Annotated in this window: 22 protein-coding genes; 9 read left to right on the plus strand and 13 right to left on the minus strand. The window is 68.9% G+C overall.

Annotated elements, in window-relative coordinates; translation table 11 throughout:
• Nucleotides 1-311 precede the first annotated feature (311 nt).
• Together murJ and BFE01S_RS13210 are read left to right on the plus strand one after the other, a co-directional pair.
• Nucleotides 312-1862, plus strand: coding sequence for a murein biosynthesis integral membrane protein MurJ (murJ, locus tag BFE01S_RS13205; protein ID WP_028225917.1), 1551 nt, complete (start codon nucleotides 312-314; stop codon nucleotides 1860-1862).
• A gap of 5 nt (nucleotides 1863-1867) precedes the next feature.
• Complete coding sequence (locus tag BFE01S_RS13210; RefSeq protein ID WP_042337646.1) at nucleotides 1868-2713, plus strand: SirB1 family protein; 846 nt, start codon at nucleotides 1868-1870, stop codon at nucleotides 2711-2713.
• 83 nt (nucleotides 2714-2796) lie between these two features.
• Here the strand turns inward: BFE01S_RS13210 and BFE01S_RS13215 are convergent, their stop codons facing one another.
• The 5 genes from BFE01S_RS13215 to lpxK all read right to left on the minus strand — a co-directional run bounded on the left by BFE01S_RS13215 (nucleotide 2797) and on the right by lpxK (nucleotide 6816).
• A complete protein-coding gene (locus tag BFE01S_RS13215; RefSeq protein ID WP_028225919.1) occupies nucleotides 2797-3555 on the minus strand; it encodes a 3-hydroxyacyl-CoA dehydrogenase in 759 nt (252 codons plus the stop codon).
• Between the two features lie 190 nt (nucleotides 3556-3745).
• Nucleotides 3746-4408 carry an adenylate kinase gene (gene adk / locus BFE01S_RS13220; RefSeq protein WP_028225920.1) on the minus strand — a complete coding sequence of 221 codons (663 nt, stop codon included), beginning with the start codon at nucleotides 4406-4408 and terminating at the stop codon, nucleotides 3746-3748.
• Nucleotides 4409-4691: 283 nt separating this feature from the next.
• Nucleotides 4692-5495 carry a 3-deoxy-manno-octulosonate cytidylyltransferase gene (gene kdsB / locus BFE01S_RS13225; protein ID WP_028225921.1) on the minus strand — a complete coding sequence of 268 codons (804 nt, stop codon included), beginning with the start codon at nucleotides 5493-5495 and terminating at the stop codon, nucleotides 4692-4694.
• A gap of 120 nt (nucleotides 5496-5615) precedes the next feature.
• Complete coding sequence (locus BFE01S_RS13230) at nucleotides 5616-5819, minus strand: Trm112 family protein (RefSeq protein ID WP_028225922.1); 204 nt, start codon at nucleotides 5817-5819, stop codon at nucleotides 5616-5618.
• Nucleotides 5800-6816, minus strand: coding sequence for a tetraacyldisaccharide 4'-kinase (gene lpxK / locus BFE01S_RS13235; protein ID WP_028225923.1), 1017 nt, complete (start codon nucleotides 6814-6816; stop codon nucleotides 5800-5802). Before lpxK ends, BFE01S_RS13230 begins: the two co-directional genes overlap by 20 nt.
• 565 nt (nucleotides 6817-7381) lie before the next feature.
• Between lpxK and xseA the strand changes: the two genes are divergently transcribed.
• Both xseA and sodB read left to right on the plus strand, forming a co-directional pair.
• Nucleotides 7382-8779, plus strand: a complete 1398-nt coding sequence (gene xseA, locus BFE01S_RS13240) for an exodeoxyribonuclease VII large subunit (protein ID WP_028225924.1) — start codon at nucleotides 7382-7384, stop codon at nucleotides 8777-8779.
• Between the two features lie 362 nt (nucleotides 8780-9141).
• On the plus strand, nucleotides 9142-9720 hold the full coding sequence (gene sodB / locus BFE01S_RS13245) for a superoxide dismutase [Fe] (protein ID WP_028225925.1): 579 nt from the start codon (nucleotides 9142-9144) through the stop codon (nucleotides 9718-9720).
• Nucleotides 9721-9839: 119 nt separating this feature from the next.
• Here the strand turns inward: sodB and BFE01S_RS13250 are convergent, their stop codons facing one another.
• Complete coding sequence (locus BFE01S_RS13250) at nucleotides 9840-10415, minus strand: isochorismatase family protein (protein ID WP_028225926.1); 576 nt, start codon at nucleotides 10413-10415, stop codon at nucleotides 9840-9842.
• A gap of 64 nt (nucleotides 10416-10479) precedes the next feature.
• On the opposite strand from BFE01S_RS13250, the gene BFE01S_RS13255 reads away from it, so the two are divergent.
• Nucleotides 10480-11109: a TetR/AcrR family transcriptional regulator gene (locus BFE01S_RS13255; protein WP_042337611.1), complete on the plus strand. Its 630-nt coding sequence runs from the start codon at nucleotides 10480-10482 to the stop codon at nucleotides 11107-11109.
• 33 nt (nucleotides 11110-11142) lie between these two features.
• On the opposite strand, the gene clpP is transcribed toward BFE01S_RS13255, so the two are convergent.
• Entirely contained in the window at nucleotides 11143-11787 is a 645-nt protein-coding gene (clpP, locus tag BFE01S_RS13260) for an ATP-dependent Clp endopeptidase proteolytic subunit ClpP (protein WP_028225928.1), read from the minus strand.
• Nucleotides 11788-12063: 276 nt separating this feature from the next.
• On the opposite strand from clpP, the gene BFE01S_RS38500 reads away from it, so the two are divergent.
• Nucleotides 12064-13068, plus strand: a complete 1005-nt coding sequence (locus BFE01S_RS38500) for a sigma-70 family RNA polymerase sigma factor (protein ID WP_042337612.1) — start codon at nucleotides 12064-12066, stop codon at nucleotides 13066-13068.
• On the opposite strand, the gene BFE01S_RS13270 is transcribed toward BFE01S_RS38500, so the two are convergent.
• The 3 genes from BFE01S_RS13270 to BFE01S_RS13280 form a co-directional block, all read right to left on the minus strand.
• The gene (locus BFE01S_RS13270) at nucleotides 13065-14339 is read right to left on the minus strand and encodes an EAL domain-containing protein (RefSeq protein WP_028225929.1); all 1275 of its coding nucleotides are present in this window, start codon (nucleotides 14337-14339) and stop codon (nucleotides 13065-13067) included. The two genes, BFE01S_RS38500 and BFE01S_RS13270, sit on opposite strands and share 4 nt — an antisense overlap.
• A gap of 253 nt (nucleotides 14340-14592) precedes the next feature.
• The gene (gene mdtD / locus BFE01S_RS13275) at nucleotides 14593-16041 is read right to left on the minus strand and encodes a multidrug transporter subunit MdtD (RefSeq protein WP_028225930.1); all 1449 of its coding nucleotides are present in this window, start codon (nucleotides 16039-16041) and stop codon (nucleotides 14593-14595) included.
• Between the two features lie 187 nt (nucleotides 16042-16228).
• Complete coding sequence (locus BFE01S_RS13280) at nucleotides 16229-17659, minus strand: aminotransferase-like domain-containing protein (protein ID WP_028225931.1); 1431 nt, start codon at nucleotides 17657-17659, stop codon at nucleotides 16229-16231.
• 159 nt (nucleotides 17660-17818) lie between these two features.
• On the opposite strand from BFE01S_RS13280, the gene BFE01S_RS38505 reads away from it, so the two are divergent.
• The gene (locus BFE01S_RS38505) at nucleotides 17819-18172 is read left to right on the plus strand and encodes a DUF2917 domain-containing protein (RefSeq protein WP_063834416.1); all 354 of its coding nucleotides are present in this window, start codon (nucleotides 17819-17821) and stop codon (nucleotides 18170-18172) included.
• Between the two features lie 27 nt (nucleotides 18173-18199).
• Here BFE01S_RS38505 and BFE01S_RS13290 read toward each other — a convergent pair whose 3' ends face one another.
• Nucleotides 18200-19426 (minus strand): citrate synthase family protein, encoded by a 1227-nt coding sequence (locus BFE01S_RS13290; protein WP_028225932.1) that lies wholly within the window; start codon nucleotides 19424-19426, stop codon nucleotides 18200-18202.
• A gap of 135 nt (nucleotides 19427-19561) precedes the next feature.
• On the opposite strand from BFE01S_RS13290, the gene BFE01S_RS13295 reads away from it, so the two are divergent.
• Nucleotides 19562-21001, plus strand: a complete 1440-nt coding sequence (locus BFE01S_RS13295) for a CoA transferase (protein WP_028225933.1) — start codon at nucleotides 19562-19564, stop codon at nucleotides 20999-21001.
• Between the two features lie 78 nt (nucleotides 21002-21079).
• Here BFE01S_RS13295 and BFE01S_RS13300 read toward each other — a convergent pair whose 3' ends face one another.
• Nucleotides 21080-21826: a GntR family transcriptional regulator gene (locus BFE01S_RS13300; RefSeq protein WP_028225934.1), complete on the minus strand. Its 747-nt coding sequence runs from the start codon at nucleotides 21824-21826 to the stop codon at nucleotides 21080-21082.
• Nucleotides 21827-22020: 194 nt separating this feature from the next.
• On the opposite strand from BFE01S_RS13300, the gene BFE01S_RS13305 reads away from it, so the two are divergent.
• The gene (locus BFE01S_RS13305) at nucleotides 22021-22866 is read left to right on the plus strand and encodes an aldo/keto reductase (protein WP_028225935.1); all 846 of its coding nucleotides are present in this window, start codon (nucleotides 22021-22023) and stop codon (nucleotides 22864-22866) included.
• A 236-nt stretch (nucleotides 22867-23102) separates the two neighbouring features.
• On the opposite strand, the gene BFE01S_RS42990 is transcribed toward BFE01S_RS13305, so the two are convergent.
• Nucleotides 23103-24098 carry a hypothetical protein gene (locus BFE01S_RS42990; protein ID WP_028225936.1) on the minus strand — a complete coding sequence of 332 codons (996 nt, stop codon included), beginning with the start codon at nucleotides 24096-24098 and terminating at the stop codon, nucleotides 23103-23105.
• Nucleotides 24099-24291: the final 193 nt, after the last annotated feature.

Consider the following 24291-nt stretch of genomic DNA (forward strand, 5'->3'; position numbering starts at 1 on the left):
CAACTGCCGCCGCCGGCCGCGCCTTTTGTGCCGAAACAGAACCGGGCGCACCGCAGTGCAGCCGTTTTCCGCTTCCTTTCCAAGACGCGTCCAAGTCCTTTCGAGACCCGGAACCGCTAATTATAGCAACAGAATCATGAGCATGGCAATCGTGACGAGAGCGGGGCGCCAGTTCGGGCCGACTCGAAAAGGGCTCGATCGATCCGGCGGACTGCATGACGAAATGCGCGACGAAATGCGCGATGCCATGCACTCGCGAGATCTGCACCGAGCGCCGGAGTGCCGCGCGGCACCCGTATAATAAGCGCCCCATGAATCTATTCCGAGCCCTGCTGACGGTCAGCGGCTTCACGCTGCTGTCGCGCGTGACCGGACTGGCCCGCGAAACGCTGATTGCGCGCGCATTCGGCGCGAGCCAGTTCACCGACGCCTTCTACGTCGCGTTCCGCATTCCCAACCTGCTGCGCCGGATCTCGGCGGAGGGCGCGTTCTCGCAAGCCTTCGTGCCGATCCTCGCGGAGTTCAAGAACCAGAAGGGCCACGACGCCACGCGCGATCTCGTCGATGCGACCTCGACCGTGCTCGCCTGGGTACTCGCGTTCCTCTCGGTGCTCGGCATCTTCGGCGCCGCGCTCGTGGTGACGGTGGTCGCCTCGGGCCTGAAGAGCGACGGCGAAGCGTATCCGCTCGCCGTCACGATGACGCGCATCATGTTTCCGTACATCGTATTTATTTCGCTGACGTCGCTCGCGTCCGGCGTGCTGAATACGTACAAGCAGTTCTCGCTGCCCGCGTTCGCGCCGGTGCTGCTCAACGTGTCGTTCATCGTCGCGGCCGTGGCGTTCGCGCCGCACATGAAGCAGCCGGTCTATGCGCTCGCGTGGGCCGTGATCGTGGGCGGCGTGCTGCAGTTCCTCGTGCAGTTGCCGGGGCTCAAACGCATCGACATGATGCCGCGCATCGGCTGGAATCCGGTGAAGGCGCTCGCGCACCGGGGCGTGAAGCGCGTGCTCGCGAAGATGGTGCCGGCGATGTTCGCGGTCTCGGTCGCGCAGATCAGCCTCATCATCAATACCAATATCGCATCGCGGCTCGGCCCGGGCGCGGTGTCGTGGATCAACTACGCCGACCGCCTCATGGAGTTCCCCACCGCGCTGCTCGGCGTGGCGCTCGGCACGATTCTCCTGCCGAGCCTCTCGAAGGCGCACGTCGATGCCGATCCGCACGAGTATTCGGCGCTGCTCGACTGGGGCCTGCGCGTGACCTTCCTGCTCGCGGCGCCTTCGGCGGTCGCGCTGTTCTTCTTCGCCGAGCCGCTCACGGCCACGCTCTTTCACTACGGCAAGTTCGACGCGAATTCGGTGGTGATGACGGGCCGTGCGCTCGCCGCCTACGGGGTGGGCCTCGTGGGCCTCATTCTCATCAAGATCCTCGCGCCCGGCTTCTACGCGCGCCAGGACATCAAGACGCCGGTGAAGATCGGCGTCGTCGTGCTCATTGCCACGCAGATCAGCAACTATGTTTTCGTGCCGATCTTCTCGCACGCGGGCCTCACGCTCTCCGTCGGGCTCGGCGCCTGCATGAACGCGCTGCTGCTCTTCATCGGGCTGCGCCGGCGGGGCATCTATATGCCGTCGTCGGGCTGGGCGACGTTTTTCGTGCAGCTGATCGGGGCATGCCTCGTGCTGGCCGGTGCGATGCACTGGTGTGCGATCAGCTACGACTGGATCGGCCTGCGCCACGAGCCGTTCGCGCGCATTGCGCTGCTCGGCGCATGCCTCGTGCTGTTTGCCGCACTATATTTCGGTATGCTGTGGCTGATGGGCTTCAAGTACGCTTACTTCAAGAGGCGGGCGAAGTGACCACGATGAATACGCGGGTGCTCGACTATTTCGGCACGCTCGTCGCCGACGACGACAGCCTGCCGCTCACCGAGGCTGCGCTCGCCATCGCGCAGGATGCGTACCCCGATCTCGATCTGCAAGGCACGCTCGCCGAAATCGACGAACTGGCGCTGCGCGTGCGCCGCCGGGTGCCCGAAGGCGCAGACCTGCGCGAGCAGATCGCGACCCTGAACCGCTGCTTTTTCCGCGAGTTCGGTTTCTCCGCCAACCTCAACGACTACTACGATCCCGACAACAGCCATCTGAACGCGGTGCTGCGGCGCCGTCGCGGCATTCCCATCTCGCTCGCGGTGCTTTATCTGGAGATGGCGGGGCAACTGGGTTTGCCGGTGAAGGGCGTGTCGTTTCCCGGGCATTTCCTGTTGCGCGTTTCGCTGCCCGAAGGCGATGCGATGCTCGACCCCACCACGGGGCGCGCGCTTTCGGAATCCGACATGGTGGAGATGCTGGAGCCTTACGTGGCGAACGCGGGCGATTCGGTGGCGCGGGCGCTGCGCATGCTGCTCGAACCGGCTACGCGCCGCGAGATCGTCGCGCGCATGCTGCGCAATCTGAAGTCGATCTATCTGCAGACGGAACGCTGGCAGCGTCTGCTTGCAATCCAGCAGCGGCTCGTGATCTTGCTGCCGTACAGCATCGAGGAAGTGCGCGACCGCGGCTTCGCTTACGCGCGGCTCGATTACCTGCGCCCGGCGCTCGAAGATCTCGAACATTATCTGGACGAACGCCCCGACGCCGAAGATGCCGTGGTCGTCGAATCGCAATTGCAGGAGCTGCGCCAGCGCACGCTCGATAACGAGCAGGATTGAGCGCCGGATTCGGACACAACAGCCCGGACACAAAAAACCCGCGACGTATATCGCGGGTTTTTTAACGTCTTGCGCAGCCGCGCTTACTTCGGCTGCATGCGGATCGCGCCGTCGAGGCGGATCACTTCGCCGTTGAGCATGGGGTTCTCGACGATCTGCTTGACCAGCATCGCGTACTCGGCGGGCTTGCCGAGGCGCGGCGGGAACGGAACCATCGCGCCGAGCGCATCCTGCACTTCCTTGGGCATGCCGAGCAGCATGGGCGTTTCGAAGATGCCGGGGGCGATCGTCATCACGCGGATGCCGCTGCGCGACAGGTCGCGCGCGACCGGCAGCGTCATGCCGACCACGCCGCCCTTCGAAGCCGCATAGGCGGCCTGGCCGATCTGCCCGTCGTAGGCCGCCACCGAAGCCGTATTGACGATCACGCCGCGCTCGCCGCCTTCGAGGGGCGCCGTCTGTGCGATGGCGGTCGCCGCGAGGCGGATCATGTTGAACGTGCCGATCAGGTTGACCGTGACGGTCTTCGCAAACACGTCGAGCGGATGCGGGCCGTCCTTGCCCACCGTCTTCACCGCGGGTGCGATGCCCGCGCAGTTCACGAGGCCGCGCAGCGTGCCGAGCGCCGTGGCGGCAGCCACGGCTTGCGCGCCGTCTTCCTCGCTCGCGACGTTGCATTTCACGAATATGCCGCCCAGTTCCTTCGCGAGCGCCTGGCCGGCTTCCTCATTGAGGTCGGCGATGACGGGCTTGCCGCCTTCGGCCGCAACGAGGCGTGCGGTGGCCGCACCGAGGCCCGAGGCGCCGCCGGTGATGAGGAATACGTTGTCGCGGATCTGCATGTTGTCTCTGCTCCATTTGTTATGGTGGTCGTGCGGGCGGCATGCACGAAAAGCAAAACGGGCCGCCCGGCGTCGCGCTTGTGGCGCGGCGCCAGCCGGCCCGCAGGCAAACCAGCAAATCCGGGGCAGGGGCCGGCAAAGAGGGGAGCCGGCCTCGCCGGCATGCTCCGGCAGGCCGGCGAAGGATGGCTTACTTGAGCGCGCCGAGGGCGCGCGCGCGAATTTCTTCGACGGTGCCAAGACCCGAGATCGTGCGGTACTGCGGCGCCTTCAGGCCGTTTTCTTCACCGCGCTTCGCCCAGTCGCTGTAGTAGGCGATGAGCGGCCTGGTCTGGGCGACATACACGTCGAGACGCTTGCGCACGGTCTCTTCCTTGTCGTCGTCGCGTTGCACGAGCGGCTCGCCCGTCACGTCGTCCTTCATGTCCTCTTTCGGCGGATTGAACTTGACGTGGTAGGTGCGGCCCGAAGCCGGGTGCATGCGGCGCCCGCTCATGCGCGTGATGATCTCGTCGAACGGCACGTCGATTTCGAGCACGTAGTCGATCGCCACGCCCGCCTGCTTCATCGCCTCGGCCTGCGGCAGCGTGCGCGGGAAGCCGTCGAACAGGTAGCCGTTCTTGCAGTCGGGTTCCTGCAGGCGCTCTTTCACGAGATTGATGATGAGTTCGTCGGTCACGAGTTCGCCCGCGTCCATGAAGCGCTTCGCTTCGAGGCCCAGCGGCGTGCCGGCCTTCACGGCCGCGCGCAGCATGTCGCCCGTCGAGATTTGCGGAATGCCGAACTCTTCCTTGATGAAGCTTGCCTGGGTTCCCTTGCCCGCGCCGGGGGCGCCCAACAGGATCAAACGCATGTGAACAATCTCCGATCTGTGTGAATTCTTGCGGCGCGGCGAGTCCTCGTGGACCTCATCGGCGGCGTCGTGCGTCTCCTTCCCCGTTCGCGCACACGACCGCTGCGGCATGCGCCGGCGGGGTGGCGACCCGACCCGCGCAGGCAGCGTCGCGTGACGGACACGGGGACGGCGCAGCGGGGCGAGATCGGCGAAAAAAGGGGGAAACCCCGACGCACAAAGGCTTTAGACGGCTCGCGCAAACAATTGATTATGCCATGGGTTTTTTAAGCCATTACCGGAATTAAGCCCGGTATAACGCCTGCACGCGGGCGAGGTCGGCGGGGGTATCGACACCCGGCGCGGGCGCTTCGGCGGTCACGAGGACCGCGATGCGCTCGCCGTGCCACATGGCGCGAAGCTGTTCGAGCGCTTCCACCTGTTCGATGGGCGAGTGCGCGAGCGCCGGGTAGCTGCGCAGGAATTTGGCGCGATAGGCGTACAGGCCGATGTGCCGGTAAACCGTCGCGGGAGCCGGCGGGGCGGGCATTGCGGCCAGATCGAGGCGCGCGGGCGACCAGTGCGGCTGCCACGCGTCGCGGGCCCAGGGAATGGGCGCGCGCGAAAAGTAGAGCGCCACGCCGCGCGCGTCGAGCACCACCTTCACGACGTTGGGGTTGAGGATTTCGTCCGGGGCCGTGATCGGGTGGGCGGCGGTGGCGATGGCGCAATCGGGGTGCGCGGCCAGGTGCGACGCAACGTCGCACACGAGCGCGGGATCGATCAGCGGCTCGTCGCCCTGCACGTTGACGACGATCGTGTCGTCGCTCCAGCCGTAGTGCGTGGCGACTTCGGCGAGGCGGTCGGTGCCCGAGGGATGGTCGGCGCGCGTGAGCATCGCTTCGAAGCCGTGCTCGCGCGCGGCGTCGAGCACCGCGGGAGCGTCCGTGGCGATCAGCACCCGTTGCGCGCCCGAGGCCTGGGCGCGCTCGGCCACGCGCACCACCATCGGCTTGCCGCCGATGTCGGCGAGCGGTTTGTTCGGCAGCCGCGTGGACGCGAGGCGCGCGGGCACGACGGCGATGAAGGGTTGCACGGGTGCGGTCATGGCTCTTTCGGGAAGGGCTTCAAAACGAAAGCGCGCCGCAGGCGGCGCGCACGGACGAAAACACCCGGACGCAGCGACAGGCCGGGCGAGAGTGGCTCGCCCGCGGCCGGCGCGGCGGGTTCAGGCGGCGCTGGGGCCGCTCGGGTCGACCACCGTGCCTTCCACGGTCTGGCGCGCCTCGTCCACGAGCATCACGGGGATGCCGTCGCGGATGGGATAGGCGAGCTTGTCGGCGTTGCAGATCAGCTCCTGCGCGGCGCGGTCGTAGCTGAGCGGGCCCTTGCAGATCGGGCAGACCAGGATTTCAAGCAGACGGGCGTCCACGGAGTTTCTCCACAACCAGAGTAATGAGGCGATGATCGAGCGCGGCTTCCACCGGGACCACCCAGATGCGCGCGTCGTTCCAGGCCCCCAATTTTACTGCATCCTTTTCCGTGACCAGGATCGCGTCGGCCTTCACGTCGACGAACGGGTTGGTCGCGAAGGCGTAGTGATCGGGCAGCGGCAGCGTCTGGGGCGCCAGTCCCGCGCCGCGCAGCGTCGCAAAGAAGCGCTCCGGCGAACCGATGCCGGCCGCCGCCGCCACGCGCTGCCCGGCAAACTGCGAGAGCGGGCGGCGCAAGGCGGGGTTGGACAGATGCCAGGCGTCGGCGGGTTCGAGCTTGAGCGCGAAGGTGTCGGGCCAGGGCGGGAGCGCGCGCTCGAACGGATTGTTCACGAGCGTGGCGTCGCGGTGGCGCGACAGCGGCTCGCGCAGCGGCCCGGCGGGCAGCAGCAAGCCGTTGCCGCCCAGGCGATGGTCGAACACCACGAGTTCGAAGTCGCGCGCGAGACGGTAGTGCTGGAGGCCGTCGTCGCTCACGATCACGTCCACGTCCTCGTGGGCGGCGCGCAGCGCCTGCGCGGCGGCGACGCGGTTGGGCGACACCCACACGGGCGCGCCCGTGCGGCGCGCGATGAGGAGCGGCTCGTCGCCGGCGACGCGGGCGGGCGTGGCGGCCGTGACCGGCGTCGGGCGTTCGACCTTCGCGCCGTAGCCGCGCGAGACCACGCCCGGCGTGAAGCCCGCGGTGCGCAGTTCCTCGACGAGTGCGATCACCGTGGGCGTCTTGCCGGTGCCGCCCACCGTCACGTTGCCGACCACCACCACCGGCACGCCCACCTCCACGGTCTTGAGCCAGCCCAGCGCAAAGGCAGCGCGGCGCGCGCCGCTCACGGCGGCGAAGACGGCGGCAAGCGGCGTGAGCGCCCAGGCAAGCGGGCCGCGCTGCTGCCATTCGTGCGCGAGCCGGCTTTCGATCCGGGAGGCGAGGCCGCTCATCGGCATGCGTTCGCGAGACGCCTGCGCGAGGCGCCGCGTGCGGGCGCCGCTCGGGAAGGCAGGACGGGCAGGGCGGCGGGCAGGTCTGGCATCGGGCGGTTCTCCGGAACGGGGGGCCTGGCCGGAACAGGCGCGGGGCCGCAGGCGGGCCGTCCCAGGCGGGCTGCCCCAGACGGTGCGCAAAGCGACCAGGAACCCGGCACTCTAGCGCGGGTGGCGGGCACGCCGCAAGCTACCTGCCGGGACGCTGCTGCGTCGCCGGCGCGTGCATCGGCGAGCAGGGGCCTGTGGATAACTTTGTGGAGAAGTGGCCTTCTCGTTGGCCGGAAGGCCCGCTCGCACGGCATTCCATCGGCGTGACACCTTGTTATATCAATAAAAAGTACTTTTAAATCAATGGGATGCTGAAAATTTTCAGCGTCTTCGACGCATTGCCGCCCGCTTTTGTCTCCAGCGCGCCCGATGTGGAAACCTCGGCGCGCCCGCCGGCGCATGCAGTTCGCGCTGGACGCCGGGCCGCCGAACGGTCTATCGTCTGTCCGGCCTGGTTTTTCGCACGCTCAGCATGAATTCCGATCGCTTTTCTCCTTCTCCCTTCGCATCCGGCGCAGCAGGTGGCGCCGGCGGCGACGTCGTCGTGCCGGTTTCGGCGCTCAACCGCGCCATCGCCTCGATGCTCGAGCGCACGTTCCCGCTCGCGTGGATTTCGGGCGAAGTGTCGAACTTCACGCGCGCCGCGAGCGGCCACTGGTATTTCTCGATCAAGGACGCCCAGGCGCAGATTCGCTGCGTGATGTTCCGCGGGCGCGCGCAGTACGCCGAGTTCACGCCGCGCGAGGGCGACCGCATCGAGGTGCGCGCGCTCGTCACGATGTACGAGCCGCGCGGCGAACTGCAGCTCAACGTCGAGGCGGTCCGGCGCACGGGCCAGGGGCGCCTGTACGAAGCGTTCCTGCGCCTGAAGGCGCAACTGGAGGCCGAAGGGCTCTTCGATCCGGCGCGCAAGCGCGCGCTGCCGACCCATCCGCGTGCCATCGGCGTGATTACGTCGATGCAGGCCGCCGCGCTGCGCGACGTGCTGACCACGCTGTGCCGCCGCGCGCCGCACGTGCCGGTGATCGTCTATCCGGCGCCGGTGCAGGGCGCGGGTTCCGCCGAAAAGCTCACGGCCATGCTCGAAGCCGCGAACGCGCGCGCCGAGGTGGACGTGATCGTGCTGTGCCGCGGCGGCGGTTCGATCGAGGACCTGTGGTCCTTCAACGACGAGGCGCTCGCGCGCGCGATTGCGGCGAGCGGGATCCCCGTGGTGAGCGGCGTGGGCCATGAAACCGATTTCACCATCGCCGACTTCGCCGCCGACGTGCGCGCCCCCACGCCCACCGGCGCCGCCGAACTCGTGAGCCCGCAGCGCGTGCTGCTGCTGCGCGAGCTCGACCAGCGCCACGCGGCGCTGGCGCGCGGCTTCGGCCGGCTCATGGAGCGTCGCGCGCAGCAGCTCGACTGGCTGGCGCGGCGGCTCGTCTCGCCCGCCGAGCGGCTCGCGCAGCAGCGTGCGCATTTGCGCCAGCTGGCGATCCGGCTCGCGTCGGCGGGCTCGCGCGCGGCGGCGGACGCCCGCGCGCGCTTCAATGTCGTGCAGATGCGCTGGCAGCGCGCGCGGCCCGACGCGGCGGCGCAGACCGCCCGGGTGGAGGCACTGGGCCGCCGGCTGGACGGCGCCTTCGCGCGCCGGCGCGAGCGCGAGGCCGCACGGGTTTCCGGACTGGGCGCGCGGCTCGAAGTGCTGAGCCCGCAGCGCACCTTCGAGCGCGGCTATGCGGCGCTCATCGATGCGCAAAGCGGCGCGGCCATCCGCTCGCCCGCGGTGCTCAAGCCCGGCAAGCGGCTCACCGTGCATCTCGCAGAGGGCGGCGCCGACGTCGCGCTGGCCGACGTGCAGCCGAGGCTTGCCGACGGGTTCTGAACCTCTGCGGCGCGAGTTCGCGACTTGCCAGGGCGCCGGCCGCCACTCAAGTCACACGAGGGTCACCCGAGGCACGCCCCATGCGCACTCGATGCGGCATGCGCCGTCGCGCCGGCGTTCGCGCTGCTGAAACAGCGTTGCGCGAGCGTTGAACGGCGTATCCGCCCATGCAGCATTCACGTCCTCGCGGCGGTGCCGAAACGGTGCCGCCGCGAAGCCTGAAAGGCATGCGCAAACCCTTGTGCGAAGCATATCCGGCATAAAGTCCGCGCGTTTGCGGGGTTATTCCAACTCGCCTACAATCGGGTGCTCATGCCGGTTGTCACGCAGAACTCCCCATAACACGACGAAGGAACCGCATCATGTCATTTACGCTCCCGCCGCTGCCGTTCGCGAAGAACGCCCTCGTTCCGAACATGTCGGAAGAGACGCTCGATTACCACTACGGCAAGCATCATCAAGCCTACGTCACGAACCTCAACAATCTGATCCCGGGCACCGAGTTCGAGAAGCTCTCGCTCGAAGAGATCATTAAGAAGTCGTCGGGTGGCGTGTTCAACAACGCAGCCCAGGTCTGGAATCACACCTTCTTCTGGAACAGCCTCTCGCCGCAGGGCGGCGGTGCGCCCACGGGCGCGCTGGCCGACGCGATCAACGCGAAGTGGGGTTCGTTCGACGCGTTCAAGGAAGCGTTCTCGAAGGCCGCAGTCGGCAACTTCGGTTCGGGCTGGACCTGGCTCGTGAAGAAGGCGGACGGCTCGCTCGACATCGTTTCGACCAGCAACGCCGCCACGCCGATCACGACCGACGCCAAGCCGCTCGTCACGATCGACGTGTGGGAACACGCTTACTACATCGACTACCGCAACGCGCGTCCGAAGTTCGTCGAAGCGTACTGGAACATCGTGAACTGGGACTTCGCTGCGAAGAACTTCGCCTGAGGATTTCGCGCAAGGCGTCTTCCGCACGGATCGCGCCGCGCGTGCCGCTTGCGGGCGGCACGCGAAAAAAGCCCTCGATTTCGCCATCGAGGGCTTTTTTCGTTTTTACCGCCGCCGTGTCATGCCAGCGCTTCGATCACCTGCTGCGCCGTGCGCACGTGGCCCATGTGCCTGAAGAGCTTTTCGAACGTGAACTGATGCATGTCGGCCGCGAGGCCCGACGTGGCGTCTTCGACGAACACGAGGCGAAAACTGCGGTCGTAGGCGGCGCGCGCCGTCGATTCGACGCCGAAGTTCGTGGCGACTCCGCCCAGCACGATCGTATCCACACCGCGGCGGCGCAGTTGCAGTTCGAGATCCGTGCCGTAGAAGGCGCCCCACTGGCGCTTCGCAACGACGATGTCGCCCGGCTGCACGCCGGCTTCGGGCACGAGTTCCGAAGCGATGGCCGGCGCGGGCGGCGCGTCCGGCGCGCGCGCGGGTGCGTCCGCCGACGGGAAATTCAGCTCGTTGAGCAGCACGCGCACCCAGACGATGGCGGCGCCTTTGGCGCGCATCGCATCGGCGAGGTGCTTCGCGCGCGCGACCACCTCCGGGCCGCCGTACGGCCCGAGCGAGCGGCCGACAATGCCGTGCTGGAGGTCGATCATCACGAGCGCCGTGCGGTGCGCATCGATGGAAAGGGCTTGCGTCATGGGTCACCTGTATGTGAGGATGGGCTCAGATAATGATACGCCAAATGTGAGGGAGATTTCAGATATGGCGGCTGCCGCAATGGACGATCCCACCGCTTCGCGGCGCGTGCCGCGCCAGGAGCGCGCCGCGCGCACGGTCGAAGCGCTGCTCGACGCAGCGGGCGAGGCGTTCGCCGAACGCGGCTTCGAAAGCGCGACCATGACCCAGATTGCGCAGCAGGCGGGGGTGTCGATCGGCGCGGCGTATCAGTATTTCCCGAACAAGGACGCGCTCGCGTTCGCGCTGCGCAAACGCTACGGCGACGAAATCGACGCGCGCTGGAGCACGCTGGTCGAGTCCGGCGAGAGCAGCGGCGAACAACTGCCGCTCGCCGAACTGGTCGAGCGGCTCTTCGACATGATGGTCGAGCTGATGGCCGACTGTCCCGCGTATCTGCCGCTGCTTTCGGTGTCGCTGGGATTCCGGCGCGACGCCGCGGCGCGCAACCGCCTGCGCGAGCGTTTCTCGGCGCTCTTCCAGCGCTACGACGCCGCGCTCGCACCCGACGAGGCCTACCGCATCGCCGAGGTGATGCTGCAGATCGTGAAGAGCCTCAATCCGCTCTACGCGGCGGCCAGGCCGAAGGAGCGCCGCCTGCTCGTGGCCGAGTACAAGGGCGTGCTTTCGGCGTGGCTCGCCGCGCGGCTCGGCTGAGGCGATGCCGGTGGAGCGGCAGGCGCTTTCGCGTTAGCGCGGCAACTGCTCGTCGCGCGAACCGATCACCCGGTCGATCAGCCCATACTGCGCGGCCGCATCGGCCGACATGTAGTGATCGCGGTCGGTGTCCTTCGCGATCTGCTCGATGCTCTTGCCCGTGCGTTCTGCCATGACGGCGTTCAGGCGCTCGCGCTGGTACAGCACCTCGCGCGCCTGGATCTCGATGTCGGCGGCCGTGCCCTGGCCGCCGCCCGAAGGCTGATGGATCATGATGCGCGCATTCGGCAGCGCATAGCGCTTGCCGCGCGCCCCCGCCGTAAGCAGAAACGTGCCCATGCTGGCCGCGAAGCCCGTGCACAGCGTCGATACCTCGGGCTTGATGAACTGTATCGTGTCGTAGATGGCGAGGCCGTCGTACACCGAGCCGCCCGGCGAATTGATATAGAGGCTGATGTCCTTTTCCGGATTCTCCGCTTCGAGAAAGAGCAGTTGCGCGACGACGAGGCTCGCCGTCTGCTCGTTGACCGGCCCGACGAGGAACACGATCCGCTCGCGCAGGAGACGCGAATAGATGTCGTAGGCACGCTCGCCGCGCCCCGAGGTCTCGATGACGGTAGGCACGAGATTGAGCGCGCTCGGGCGCGTTGAAGCATGATGCGTGTCGTAAGGGTGCATGGCGGTCCTCTTGGTGTCAGGTGCGGTGTCGGGCGCGGTGTCGGGCGCGGTGGCAGGCGCAGTGGCAGGATATGGCGCGCGCTTTGCGCGGCGTCCCGGTCAAGACGCTGGCGCGCGGCGCTTCGTGACGGGAATATTTTTTCGGCCAGGTGTCACATCGGCGCGGCGCCGCACGTCTCACGCGTGCGGGCGGCCGGACAGGCGAGACGCCGGTAACAGGCGCCGCCGCATTGGCGCGAAAGACGAATCGCGAATCGAAGCGAAGGAGCAAGGCGAATGACGCAGAGTGCAGACGAATCCCGCGAGGACGGCGCCAGTCGCGCCGCCGTTTTCGACGCGTTGCGCGCGAGGCTGCTCGCGCTGGCGGCACGGGTGCTGGGCAGCCGCGCCGAGGCCGAGGATGTGGTGCAGGACGCGTGGCTGCGCTGGCGCGAAGCCGATACCCCCAGCGTGAAGGTGCCGCAGGCGTGGCTCGCCACGGTGACGGTGCGCCTCGCGATCGACCGGCTGCGGCGGCAGCGCCGCGAGCGCGAAGGCGACGCCCTCGCGCGCCTGACGCAGCCCTGGCTCGACGACGTGGCCTCCTCGGCCGAGGAGGCCGGCCTGCGGGCGGCACGCCTCGCCGACGCGTGGCTCGTGATGCTTGCGCGGCTCGGCCCGGTCGAGCAGGCCGCGTTCGTGCTGCGCGAAGCCTTCGAGTGCGATTACACGGAGATTGCCGCGCTGGTGGGCTGCACGCCGGCTCATTGCCGGCAGATCGTCCACCGGGCGAAGGCGCGGCTCGCGCGCGAGCAGGCGGCGCAGAGAGCGGCGCGCACGCGGGAAGCACCGGTGGAGCCGGCGCGGCATGCGCAGGCCGTCGAGCGGTTGCGCGAGGTGCTGGAGGCGCAGGACCGGGCCGGGCTGATGGATCTGCTCGGGCTCGCGGCAACGGGGGCGCGGCAGGCGGACGAGCCGGCGACGGCGGCACTCGACGTGCCGATGGCAGCCTTGGCGCAAGGAGCGCTGCGCGCGGAAGCCCTGACGCTCGACGGCGAGCCGGGTGTCGTGCTGGTGGCCGAAGACGGCGAACTGGCGATGTGGCTCCAGCTGCGCATCGTGGCCGATGGCGACGGCGCGCCCGTGATCCGCGTCGAAATGCACACGGATTCGCCCGCGCTCAAGGCGGCCAACCGGGCCTTCGGCGGTGCGGCCGTGCGCCGGTTGCTCGCGAACGTGGCGCTAGAGGCAGGTTCGCTGGCGGCGCACCAGGGGCTGTTCGCCCAGGCAAACAGCCCCTAATCCCGCTGCGCCGTCACTTCCCAGTTGATGTCCACGCACAGCACATGCAGCCCTTGCGGCGTTTGCGCCGCAATCGAGGCGGTCACGCACAGGTGCGCTTCGTTGATCGACAGATAAGGCGGCGTGAGCTGCACGTGGCCCGGCGCACGCATCGCGCCGATGAAATAGGGGCGCCGCTCCCAGCTCGCGCCTTCCGAATGCAGCAGCGGGCGGAAGCGCTTGGCGCGCTGCGACGTGCGGCCGTCGGGCACCACGTTGTCGCCGATCTGCCGGCCCGAGGCGTCCAGCAGAAAGCAGCGCGCCGTTTCGTCGAGGCCGAGCAGCGGCAGCGTGGCATCGCTCATCGCCGCGCCGGCCGCGAGTTGCGCGGCCGCGGTTTCCATCGCGCGCGCGTAGGGCGCGAGCCGTGCCGTCTGGGTCCGCTCGCGTTCGGACACGCGCTCGCGCAGCCGCGCCGAGAGATCGTCCATCAGCCGCGCCGCCGTGGCGGGGGGCACCGGCTCCACCTCCGGCCGCGCGAAGTAGCCGCCCTGCACGAAATCGGCGTTGCTTTCCAGCGCGATCAGCGCGTCGCGCTCGGTCGAAAGCCCGCCCACCAGCACGAGCTGGCCGGACTCGTGCAGCATCGAAACGAGGCCCGGCAGCACGCGCTCGATATGCGCATGGCGGCTCGCCTGGGTGAGCAGGCTGCGGTCGAGCGTGACGATGTCGGGGCGCAACTGCCACACGCGGTCGATGTTCGAATGCTTCGCGCCGAAGCCGTCCAGCGCGATCACGAAACCGCTCTTGCGCAGGCCGTCGATGATCTCGGCGAAGCGCGAATTCTCGCCGCCCGCCTGTTCCGACACTTCGAGCACCACGCGCTGCGGCTGCAGCCCCAGCGCCTTGATGCCGGCGAGCAGGGCGTCGCCGTAGCTCGTGTCCATGAGCGCGGCCGGGTGCAGGCTCAGGAAGAGCCATTCGTCATGCGAATCGAACGCGTTGAAGTTGCCGAGGTGCAGCGACTCGGCGAGGCGGCCGAGTTCGAGCAGATCGCCGCGGCGCGCGGCCTGCGTGAAAACGTCCTGCGACGGCACCTGCTGGCCGTGCTCGTCGTGCGCGCGCAGCGTGGCGTGATAGCCGATCGCGCGGCGGTGAGCCACCGAGAACACCGGCTGAAACACGCTGAAAACGGTGTAGCCGCCGTACAGCACGGTGCGGCGGGCGCCTTCGACGCCCGCGACGGGGCGCGACTGGAAGCCGGGAGGATCGAGGTCGATCATGCTGGTCATATCGGTGGGGCGCGCACGGTAGGGAGGGCGACGCAGAAGCGTCAAGTTTACAGTACAGGATAGGTCAGCAAAAAGTATGCGCGTTTGCCGACGTGGGCTGCCCGTGCAGGCAGGCCGTGCGCGGCCCGCATTGCGCGGCGCCGCGGTGCGTGCGGTGGCCAGGCGCGCACCGCACGGTCGCTGTCTGCACCGCCTCGGTGCGTGCGCGCTACGACCTTCCGGCCCGCTACGCCTTCTGCAGGCGCCACGCGCGCTACGTCCGCTCGGACGGGTCGGTCTTTTTGGCGGTGCGTTTCAGATCGGAGGCGAGCTGCGCGAAGATCCACGACGAGGCGGCCGTGATGATGCCCACGCAGATAAAGGTCGCATGGAAGGCCGGAATCACGTTCGAGGCCGTGAGATGGCGGCCGATGATGCCGGTGAAGGTGGTGAGGAGCGCCCCCGCCACGGTCACGCCGAGGCTCATCGAGAGCATCTGCACGAGCGAGAAGAGGCTGTTGCCGCTGCTCGCGCCGCCGGTGCCGAGATCCTTGAGCGTGAGCGTGTTCATGGCCGTGAACTGCATGGAATTCACGCCGCCGAAAATCGCGAGTTGCACGATGCGCAGCCACAGCGGCTCGGCGGGCGTCGAGAGCGCGAAGCTCGCCATTGCCGCGCCCACCAGCACGGTGTTCGTCACGAGCACGCGGCGGTAGCCGTAGCGCATGATGAGGTGCGTGGCGAGACGCTTGGAGAACATGCCCGCGGCGGCCGTGGGCAGCATCATGAGGCCGGCTTCGAACGGCGTATAGCCGAGCGCCACCTGCAGGAGCAGCGGAATCAGATACGGCATGGCGCCGCTGCCGATGCGCGCGAACAGGTTGCCGAGCAGCCCCACGCTGAACGTGTGGATCTTGAAGAGATCGAGCGAGAAGATCGGGTGCGGCGTGCGCACGGCGTGCAGCCCGTAGGCGACGAACGCCGCGAGCGAGAGGATCAGCAGCACGAGCACGGTGGCCTGCTGGATGCCGAGTTCGGTGCGGCCGTCGAGCGCGAACGAGATCGTCACCATGCCGGTGACGAGCAGCAGGTAGCCGGGCAGGTCGAAGGGCGCGGTGTCGGGGTTGCGGCTGTCGGGCATGAAGATGAAGGTGGCGATGCAGCCCACCACGCCCACCGGCACGTTGATGAGGAAGATCCAGTGCCACGAGGCGATCTGCACGAGCCAGCCGCCCAGCGTCGGGCCGATCAGCGGGCCGATGAGGCCCGGAATCGCGACGAACGCGAGCGCGGGCAGATAGCGTTCGGCGGGAAAGGTGCGCAGCACGGCCAGCCGGCCGACCGGCAGCAGCATCGCGCCGCCCACGCCCTGCACGATGCGCGAGAGCACGAGCTGCGTGAGCGTGGGCGCGCTCGCGCACAGCACCGAGCCGATCGTGAAGACAAGGATCGCGCCGAGAAACACGCGGCGTGTGCCGAGCTTGTCGGCGAGCCAGCCGGAGACCGGGATCATCACGGCCATCGTCAGCGAATAGGCGATCACCACCGACTGCATGCTGAGCGGGCGCTCGCCAAGACTGGTTGCCATCGCGGGCAGCGCCGTGTTGACGATGGTGGAGTCGAGCGTCTGCATGAAGAAGCCGGTGGCGACGAGCCACAGCATCACGGACAACGAGCGGGGCGACGGAGTGGCGGCGGTCGGCTGACTGGCGGGGGCGGACATGGGGCGGCGGCGGGGCGCTCAGGCGGTTGGCTGGCAGCCGCCATTGTAGGGAAAACGACGGCGGGACGCAGTTGCGGCGGACCGGGCGCCGTGCGGGTGCCCTGAATTTGAGGAGCCGGCGATCGACCTGCGATCGACCTGCGATCGACCAGCTATCGATCCGAGGTCGACCCGGATTGCCCGCCGGCTACGCCTCGAGCCTGGCCGCCGCCGCGAAAAACGCCTGGGCCCGCGGATCAAGCGTGAGCGCCACGTTGATGCGGATCCAGGGGCACGCCTCGCCATGCGGCCGGAAGTGGCTGCCCGGCGACACCGTCACGCCGAAGCGCTCGGCGCACGCGGCGAGCCGCGCCGAATCCTCGACGTGCGGCACGCGCGCCCACGCGAACTTGCCGCCGAACCGGCCGCCCATTTCGCCGCCGGGCGCCCGCGCGAACACCTCCCAGCCGTGCTCTTCCAGGGTGCGCGTGGCGCTGCCGAGCGCTTCCGTCATGCGCCGCCGCAGCCGTTCGAGGTACTTGCGATACGCGCCGCGTTCGAGCAGCGTCGCGGCCACGGCCTGGGTGAAGCGCGAGCCGCTGATCGAGGTGAGCGCCTTGATGGCGGCGAGGTCGCGTATGACGGCGGCGTTGGCGGCCACATAGCCCACCCGCAGCGACGAAGAGAGCGTTTTCGAGAGCCCCCCCACGTACATCACGTGCTCGAACTGGTCGAGCGCGGCGAGGCGGTCGGACGGGTCGGTCTGGAAGTCGGCGTAGATGTCGTCTTCGACGATCGTGAAGCGGTGCTCGCGCGCGAGCTGCAGCAGCCGGAAGGCGACGGGCGGCGCGATCGTCGTGCCGGTGGGGTTGTGGAACACCGTGTTGACGAAGAACACGCGCGGCCGGTGCTCGGCGAGCATCGCGTGCAGATGTTCGAGGTCCGGGCCGTTCACGGTGCGCGGGATGCCGACGAGCTTCACGCCGTGCAGCTTCAGGAGGCCGTACAGGTTGTAGTAGCCGGGATCTTCGACGAACGCGGTGTCGCCGGGCCTGAGCAGGTAGCGCATCAGCAGGTCGAAGCCCTCGCTCGCGCCTTCGGTGATGAGGATCTGCTGCGCGTCGGCGGCGATGCCGAGCGGCGCGAGCCGGTTGCGCAGATGCTCGCGCAGTGTCGCGTCGCCGAGCGGCGAGCCGTAATCGACGAGACTCGTCGGGTCGGTGCGCGAGACGTGGCGGATCGCCTGGCCGAGCGCGTCGAGATCGCGCCAGGCCTGCGGGATCGATCCGCTGTCGAGCTGCAGCGCCTCGCCGGGCCGGTTGAGCGCGGAGAGCAGATGGCCGGATTCGTCGGCGGCGCTCGTGAGGTCGCAACTGCCCATGCCGGACATGCCGGCGCTGGCGTGCTCGCTCACGTAGAAGCCCGAACCCTGGCGCGAGTCGAGATAGCCGAGCGAGACGAGGCGGTCGTAGGCCTCGATCACTGGAAAGCGGCTGATGCGGTAGTCGGCCGCGAACTGGCGGATCGAGGGCAGGCGCGCGCCCGGATGCGCTGCGCGCGAGCGGATCCACGTCTGCACGCCGGAGACGATCTGGTCGGTGAGGGGAACGCTGCTCGCGCGGTCGAGTTCGAGTTTCATGCTGGCCTCGCGGCTGGGAACGGTCATCACCGGTACGAGGCAACTGTCCGGTTTTTCGACTACACAGTTCCGCACAAACTGTTCGGAACTGTGCATGGGTTTGCGTGACGCTGCCCGCAATAATGCGCTTACTGGCAAAGGCGTTCAAGGAGCACTGCGATGCGTGAAATCCGCATATTCGAACTGGAGCATCAGGAACCCGTGCAGACCTGGCGGCTGGCCCAGCCGCTTCAACTGCATGTGAGCGAGGGCGAACTCTGGCTGACGATGGAGGGCGATTGCGGCGATTACTGGCTGCGCAAGGGCGAGTCGTTCGAGCTTGCGGGCGGCACGGCCGTGCATCTCAGCGCGGGGCGGGCGGGCGCACGCTTCGTGATGGCGCTCGGCGGAGCAACGGCCGCGGCGCGCACGGTGGAGGCGCGTGGCTTCGCGGCCGCGCTGGCCGCCATGGCGCGCGAGTGGGCAGCGCGCGCGGGCTGGCGCACGCGGGCGGCGGCCCAGGTTCGGGCCTGAGCGGCGCGTTTTAGCTGGCGGTGCGTTTCAGTCGGCGATTCCCCATTCCCCCACATAGCGCGCGCGAGGCCGGATCAGACGCCCGTCGGCGTTCTGCTCCAGCGCGTGCGCGATCCAGCCCGTCACCCGTCCCACTGCGAACAGCGTGAACGCCGCGCCGCGCGGTAGCTCGAGCACGTGCTCGATCGCCGTCAACGCGAAATCCACCGTGGGCCGTGCCCCGGTGGTTTCGGCCACGGCCCGGGCGAGCGCATCGATTTCGCCCATCGACGAGCGCGCGCTCGCGCGCTGCGCGAGCTGGTCGAGCAGCAGCCGCGCGCGCGGGTCGCCCTCCGGATAGAGCGGATGCCCGAAGCCCGATAGCCGCGCGGCCACGCCGTGTTCATCGGGGGCGAGGCGTTGCGCGAGGTAGCGATGCAGGTCGCCTGCGCGCGCCGCCTCCTCGAAGAGCGCGGTCACGCGCACGATATCGCCGCCGTGGCGCGGTCCCGCGAGCGCGGCGAGTCCCCCGGCGGCCGCGCCGAACAGGTGCGTGCCCGTGGACGTGATGCAGCGCACCGTGAAGGTCGAAGCATTGAGTTCGTGATCGGCGCACAGCACGAGTGCCGCGCGCAGCAGTTCGGCCTGCGCGCGCGACTTCACCCCCCAGGCCTGGGCCAACTGGCGGTGCAGCGGCTCGTTCGAGGGCGCCGCGGAAATCATGGCGGCCGCGAGGAGCCGCATGAGCATCGCGCCCGTATCGATCTGGGCATCGCGGCCCTGGGCCCAGACACGCGGCATCTGCGCGGCGGCCGAGGGCAGCAGCACGAGCGCGCGTTCGAGCGGCGTATGCGCGCTCCACAGCTTGAGCCAGGCGGCCCATTGCGCCGCCGTGACGGGTGCGGCAGGGGCTTCGGCGATGCGCCGCGGTGCGCACTCCCATAACAGCGCGGCTACGTCTTCCAGCGTGGCGTGCCGGGCAAGCTCGACGGCGTCGTGGCCGCGATAGCGCAGCTTGCCGTCGGCGATGAGCGTGATCGACGATTCCAGTACCGGCACGCCCCAGTCCAGCACCTTCTGCGCCACCTTGCCCGCGCGCTTGCCGTCGGCCTTGCGGCGCGCGAGGCGGCGCACCTCGGCGGCGGCGTAGCGGTTCTGCCGCCCCTCGGCCGCGGGGACCGAAGAGAGCAGCCCGCGGCTCACGTAGGCGTAGAGCGTGGCGCGGCTGATGCCGAGGGCTTCGGCGGCCTCGGTCGCGGTCATATAGCTGGGCATGGTGGCTCGCTGCAGGAAAGCGGAGAAATCAATCTATATTGATTATCTTAATCAAGATTGATTGCCGGCGGGCGACGAATCTAGACTCGATAGCGTTTTCCCGAAGATAGCCGCACGAGAACAGGACCGACCGCCATGACGCCACGCGATGCCCTCGAACACCTCTGGATGCTGGCCGACTGCGATCCGGCCGCGCTCGACCTGCTGCACATGGAGGGCGACGATCCGGTCCTGCCGTCGGTCTTTCGCGTGGGCGCGCTGGCTGCGGCAACGACCGGCGCGGCCGGCCTTGCCGCGGCGCAGATTTATGGTCTGCGCAGCGGGCGCGCGCAACGCGTGAGCGTCGACGTGCGCCGCGCGCTCGCGGCCTTTCGCAGCGAACGCTATCTGGAGGTGGAAGGTGGGCCGCCCATCGAGCTGCGTCATCCGGTGACGGGCTACTTCAGGACGCGCGACGGCCGCTGGATCCAGCTGCACGCGAACTTCGCGCACCACCTGGAAGGCATCTTGCGCGTGCTCGGCTGTACGGGCGAACGCGAAGCCGTTGCGCGGGCCATACTCGGATGGGACGGGGCCGAACTCGACAGCGCGCTCGCCCAGGCGGGGCTGTGCGCGGCGCTCATCCGCTCGCCGCGCGAGTGGTCGGCGCTCGAACAGGCAAAAGCCATCGCGAACCTGCCGCTCTTCGAAATCGAGCGCATCGGCGACGCGCCGCCCGAAGCACCGGGCACGCGCGCCGGCAACGGCAACGGCGCCGTAACGCGTCCCGCGGCACGCCCGCTCGAAGGCGTGCGCGTGCTCGACCTCACGCGCATCATCGCGGGCCCTGTGGCCGGCCGCACGCTGGCCTCGCACGGCGCCGACGTGCTGCTCGTGAACGGTCCGCATCTGCCCAATATCGCGCCGCTCGTGATCGACAACGGCCGCGGCAAGCGCTCCGCCACGCTCGATTTGCGCGAGCGCGAAGCCTGCGAAACGCTGCGCGGGCTCGCGCGCGGCGCCGATGTGTTTCTGCAGTCGTACCGTCCCGGTGCGCTCGCCGCGCGCGGCTTTGCGCCCGAGGAGATGGCGCGTCTCGCACCGGGCATCGTGTGCGTTTCGGTCAGCGCGTACGGGCATCAAGGGCCGTGGCGGGAGCGGCGCGGCTTCGACAGCCTCGTGCAGTCGGCAAGTGGTATCGTCTGGACCGAGAGCGTGGAGGCTTCGCGCGGCAGCGGCGTCGAGCCGTTCGCGAAGCCGCGGCCGCTGCCCTGCCAGGCGCTCGATCATGCGACGGGCTATCTCGCCGCGTTCGGCGCGATGGTGGCGCTCGCGCGCCGCGCGACCGAAGGCGGAAGCTGGCACGTGCGGGTTTCGCTCGCGCAGACGGGCCGCTGGCTGCAGACGATGGGGCAGGTGGAGAACGGCCAGCACGTCGCCGATCCGCAGGCGGGGGACGTGGCCGACTGTCTCGAATCGATGGACTCGCCGTTCGGGCGCCTGCGCGTGGCGGCCAGTGCCGAAGCGCTGGAACTCACGCCGCCGTATTTCGCGCGGCCGCCCGTGCCCATCGGCACCGACGCGCCCGCGTGGTGAGCGCGGGGTGCGCGCCGAATGAGCACGCAACGAGCACGAAACTAGAACGCAACGGGCGCCAGATAAGCGGGGCGCAGCCTACTTGCGCAGTTCCGCGACGAAATCGTAGTAGTCGTTGCGGCAGTAGGTGTCGGTGAGTTCGATGGCGCGCTGGTCGGCGGTGTAGCCCACGCGCGTGATGAGCAGGAGCGCCTCGTTGGGCGCGATGCGCATTTGACGGGCGATTTCCTCGCTCGCGTTGACCGCGCGAAAGTGCTGGAGCGCGCGCACGATCGCGAGACCGCGCTGTTCGAGAAAGCTGTAGAGCGAATCGCCGATTGCGCCGGGATCGGGAATCAGCGCCGCCGGAAAGGTGGAATTCTCCACCGCCATCACGATGCCGTCCGCCAGCCGCAGGCGTTTTAGCCGTGTCACGGCCGCGGCGGGCGAGAGGCCCAGCTGGATCACTTCGTCGCGGCTCGCCGGCTGGATTTCGCGCGAGAGCCAGCGCGAGCTGGGCGTGAAGCCGCGCTGGCGCAGCATTTCGCTAAAGCTCGTGAGGCGCGAGAGCGGATCTTCGTAGCGCGGCGTGATGAAGCTGCCGGCGCCCTGCGTGCGGCGGATGAGCCCTTGCTCGACGAGCAGCGCGATCGCCTTGCGCGCCGTGATGCGCGAGACGCCCAGCGCGTCGGCCAGCACGCGCTCGGAGGGCAGCGCCTCGCCGGCGTTCCAGCGGTTCTCGTGAATGGCGCCGCTCAGCTTGCGGGCGAGCTGGAGATAGAGCGGCGTATCGTTGTCCGGGTCCGGGCGCAGGTCGCGCCAGCGGTCTTCCGAGGGAGCGTTCATGGGAAGCGGGCAGGGGAGGCGAACGGCAATTTTATGACATAGGCGCGCAAAGGCGCTAATGGGCGAGTTACGGATGGGCCCATGATGTTACGCGACGCGAGGCGATACACTGATTCTCCTGCCATTTTCGCGACGATTGTTGCCGCTGCCGGGCGCGCTGCGCGCGCGGGCAGCGGCCGAAGGAGCCTGCCATCATGATCCACGAACTTCCCCGTATCGCGCTGCCCGGCGGCGAGCGCATTCCCAGGCTGGGCCAGGGCACCTGGGAGATGGGGGAGCGCAGCGCGCGCCGGGCCGAAGAGATCGCGGCGCTGCGCGAAGGCATCGCGCTCGGCATGACGCTGATCGATACCGCCGAAATGTACGGCGAGGGCGCCACGGAGCGGCTGGTCGGCGAGGCCTTGCAGGGTTTGCGCGACGAGGTCTTTCTCGTGAGCAAGGTGTATCCGCACAACGCGAGCCGCCGCGGCGTGCAGATGGCTTGCGAGGCGAGCCTGAAGCGCCTCGGCACGGACCGGCTCGACCTCTATCTGCTGCACTGGCGCGGCGGCGTGCCGCTCGAAGAGACCGTACAAGGTTTCGAGGCGCTCGTGCGCGCGGGCAAGATCCGCCACTGGGGCGTGAGCAATTTCGATACCGACGACATGGAGGAACTCTTCGCCGTGCCGGGCGGCGATGGGTGCGCGACCAACCAGATTCTCTACAACGTGGCGCGCCGCGGCCCGGAATTCGACCTGCTGCCCTGGAGCGCGGAGCACGGCATGCCGGTGATGGCTTATAGCCCCGTCGATCATGCCCGGCTCCCGAAGCGCTCGCCGCTCGACGACATCGCGCAGGCGCGCGGCGTATCGGTGTATCAGGTGGCGATGGCGTGGGTGCTGCGCCAGCCGGCTGTGTGCGCGATCCCGAAGGCGGCGCGCATCGAGCACGTGCGCGACAACCGCGCGGCGCTCGATCTCGCGCTGGGCGACGACGAGCTTGCGGCGCTCGACGCGTACTTCAAGCCGCCGCGCGGCAAGCGTGCGCTCGAAATGTTGTGAGGGGGGAGGGCGGTATCGCATGAGAATCCGCGGCCGCCGGATACGGGCGCGCAGCGCGCTCGTTTCAAAGACGATGGCGCGTGGCGAGCAGGCAGCGGGGGAACCCTGCGTCCGGCCCACGGCGGCGGCAACCGGCCGGGGGACCGGGATGCCGCCGCCGCTGCCTTGACTGGCGCGATCGGCTATCGCGCCAATTCGGCGTGACCGAGGCTGCGCGCGCGCACCGCCGTGCGAGGTCAGTGACCCTTGCCGCCGCCATTGCCGCCACCGTGGCCGCCGCTGCCGAACCCGCCGCCCGGGCCGCCAGAGGAACCACCTTTGCCGAATCCACCGCCAAAGCCTCCGCCAAACCCGCCGCCGAAGCCTCCACCAAATCCACCGCCCGAGGGGCCGCCGGGGCCGCTGGCTCCGGCGCCGCCGCAGCCGCAGCCGCCGCTGGAGCCGCCGCCACCGCTGCCGCCGCTGCCACCGCTGCCACCGCTGCCACCGCTGCCGCCGCTGCCGCCGCTGCCACCGCTGCCACCGCTGCCACCGCTACCACCGCTACCACCGCTACCACCGCTACCACCGCTACCACCGCTACCACCGCTACCACCGCTACCACCGCTGCCGCCGCTACCGCCGCTACCGCCGCTGCCGCCGCTGCCGCCGCTACCACCGCTACCACCGCTACCACCGCTACCACCGCTACCACCGCTACCACCGCTACCGCCGCTACCACCGCCACCCGAGCTACCACCACCGCTGCTGCCGGAGCCGCCGGAGCCGGCGCCACCTGTGCCCGAGCTGCTGCCGCCTGCTGCCCCGCGGCCTGTGCCGGAGGTGCCTGCCGTGCCGCTCGTGCCCACGCCGCCGCCGCCGTTATTGGCGCTGGCCGTGCTCATGCCGCCACCGCCGGGGCGGTTGGCGCAGCCGCCATTGCGTCCGTTGCAGTCGTTGTTGAACTGGAATACGGTGGCGACGTCGTCGGCGAGACTGGCCTGGCGGGAACTCTGGCCGGAAGCCGGGCTGCTGCCGGTGGAGTCGGCCTGGGCGACCTGTGCCGTGGGAGGGGTACCCGCCGCGCTGCTGGCGGGCAGGGCCGCCGTGGCATCGATGACCCCCGCCGCGACGGCGTCGTTGTCGCCGGCACGGGCTGCGAGCGCGGGCAGCAGAATGCCCGCACCGATCGCACTCACTGCGAGTCCCCGGGCAATCCAATAGCAGTACTGATGAATCATCGTATTTTTCATAATCCTCTCCCGGGAGGCAGCGGCGTGACATCCCCGTTGCCTCGCGCGCGCCTTATGTCTGGCAGCGTGCGGTAGCGTACCCACGCCAACCCCCCACAGGTCTCCGCCGTATGCGGCCGGCCTGCGCACGCGTGCCGGCCCGGGCGGTATGCAGGACATCCGGCCGATGAATCGGAGAGAGGCCGGAATAGGC

Origin of the sequence: Paraburkholderia ferrariae NBRC 106233 (genome assembly GCF_000685035.1) — a bacterium.
Taxonomy (GTDB): domain Bacteria; phylum Pseudomonadota; class Gammaproteobacteria; order Burkholderiales; family Burkholderiaceae; genus Paraburkholderia; species Paraburkholderia ferrariae.

Coding starts and splice junctions, on each gene's coding strand:
- clpP (WP_028225928.1), bottom strand. CDS start 11,787: ATGCACCCTTACGACACGCATCATGCTTCAACGCGCCCGAGCGCGCTC.
- lpxK (WP_028225923.1), bottom strand. CDS start 6,816: ATGAGCGGCCTCGCCTCCCGGATCGAAAGCCGGCTCGCGCACGAATGG.
- BFE01S_RS38505 (WP_063834416.1), top strand. CDS start 17,819: ATGCGTGAAATCCGCATATTCGAACTGGAGCATCAGGAACCCGTGCAG.
- mdtD (WP_028225930.1), bottom strand. CDS start 16,041: ATGTCCGCCCCCGCCAGTCAGCCGACCGCCGCCACTCCGTCGCCCCGC.
- BFE01S_RS13270 (WP_028225929.1), bottom strand. CDS start 14,339: ATGACCAGCATGATCGACCTCGATCCTCCCGGCTTCCAGTCGCGCCCC.
- sodB (WP_028225925.1), top strand. CDS start 9,142: ATGTCATTTACGCTCCCGCCGCTGCCGTTCGCGAAGAACGCCCTCGTT.
- BFE01S_RS13295 (WP_028225933.1), top strand. CDS start 19,562: ATGACGCCACGCGATGCCCTCGAACACCTCTGGATGCTGGCCGACTGC.
- BFE01S_RS13305 (WP_028225935.1), top strand. CDS start 22,021: ATGATCCACGAACTTCCCCGTATCGCGCTGCCCGGCGGCGAGCGCATT.
- BFE01S_RS38500 (WP_042337612.1), top strand. CDS start 12,064: ATGACGCAGAGTGCAGACGAATCCCGCGAGGACGGCGCCAGTCGCGCC.
- murJ (WP_028225917.1), top strand. CDS start 312: ATGAATCTATTCCGAGCCCTGCTGACGGTCAGCGGCTTCACGCTGCTG.
- xseA (WP_028225924.1), top strand. CDS start 7,382: ATGAATTCCGATCGCTTTTCTCCTTCTCCCTTCGCATCCGGCGCAGCA.
- BFE01S_RS13215 (WP_028225919.1), bottom strand. CDS start 3,555: ATGCAGATCCGCGACAACGTATTCCTCATCACCGGCGGCGCCTCGGGC.
- BFE01S_RS13290 (WP_028225932.1), bottom strand. CDS start 19,426: ATGCCCAGCTATATGACCGCGACCGAGGCCGCCGAAGCCCTCGGCATC.
- kdsB (WP_028225921.1), bottom strand. CDS start 5,495: ATGACCGCACCCGTGCAACCCTTCATCGCCGTCGTGCCCGCGCGCCTC.
- BFE01S_RS13280 (WP_028225931.1), bottom strand. CDS start 17,659: ATGAAACTCGAACTCGACCGCGCGAGCAGCGTTCCCCTCACCGACCAG.
- BFE01S_RS13210 (WP_042337646.1), top strand. CDS start 1,868: ATGAATACGCGGGTGCTCGACTATTTCGGCACGCTCGTCGCCGACGAC.
- BFE01S_RS13250 (WP_028225926.1), bottom strand. CDS start 10,415: ATGACGCAAGCCCTTTCCATCGATGCGCACCGCACGGCGCTCGTGATG.
- BFE01S_RS13300 (WP_028225934.1), bottom strand. CDS start 21,826: ATGAACGCTCCCTCGGAAGACCGCTGGCGCGACCTGCGCCCGGACCCG.
- adk (WP_028225920.1), bottom strand. CDS start 4,408: ATGCGTTTGATCCTGTTGGGCGCCCCCGGCGCGGGCAAGGGAACCCAG.
- BFE01S_RS42990 (WP_028225936.1), bottom strand. CDS start 24,098: ATGAAAAATACGATGATTCATCAGTACTGCTATTGGATTGCCCGGGGA.
- BFE01S_RS13255 (WP_042337611.1), top strand. CDS start 10,480: ATGGCGGCTGCCGCAATGGACGATCCCACCGCTTCGCGGCGCGTGCCG.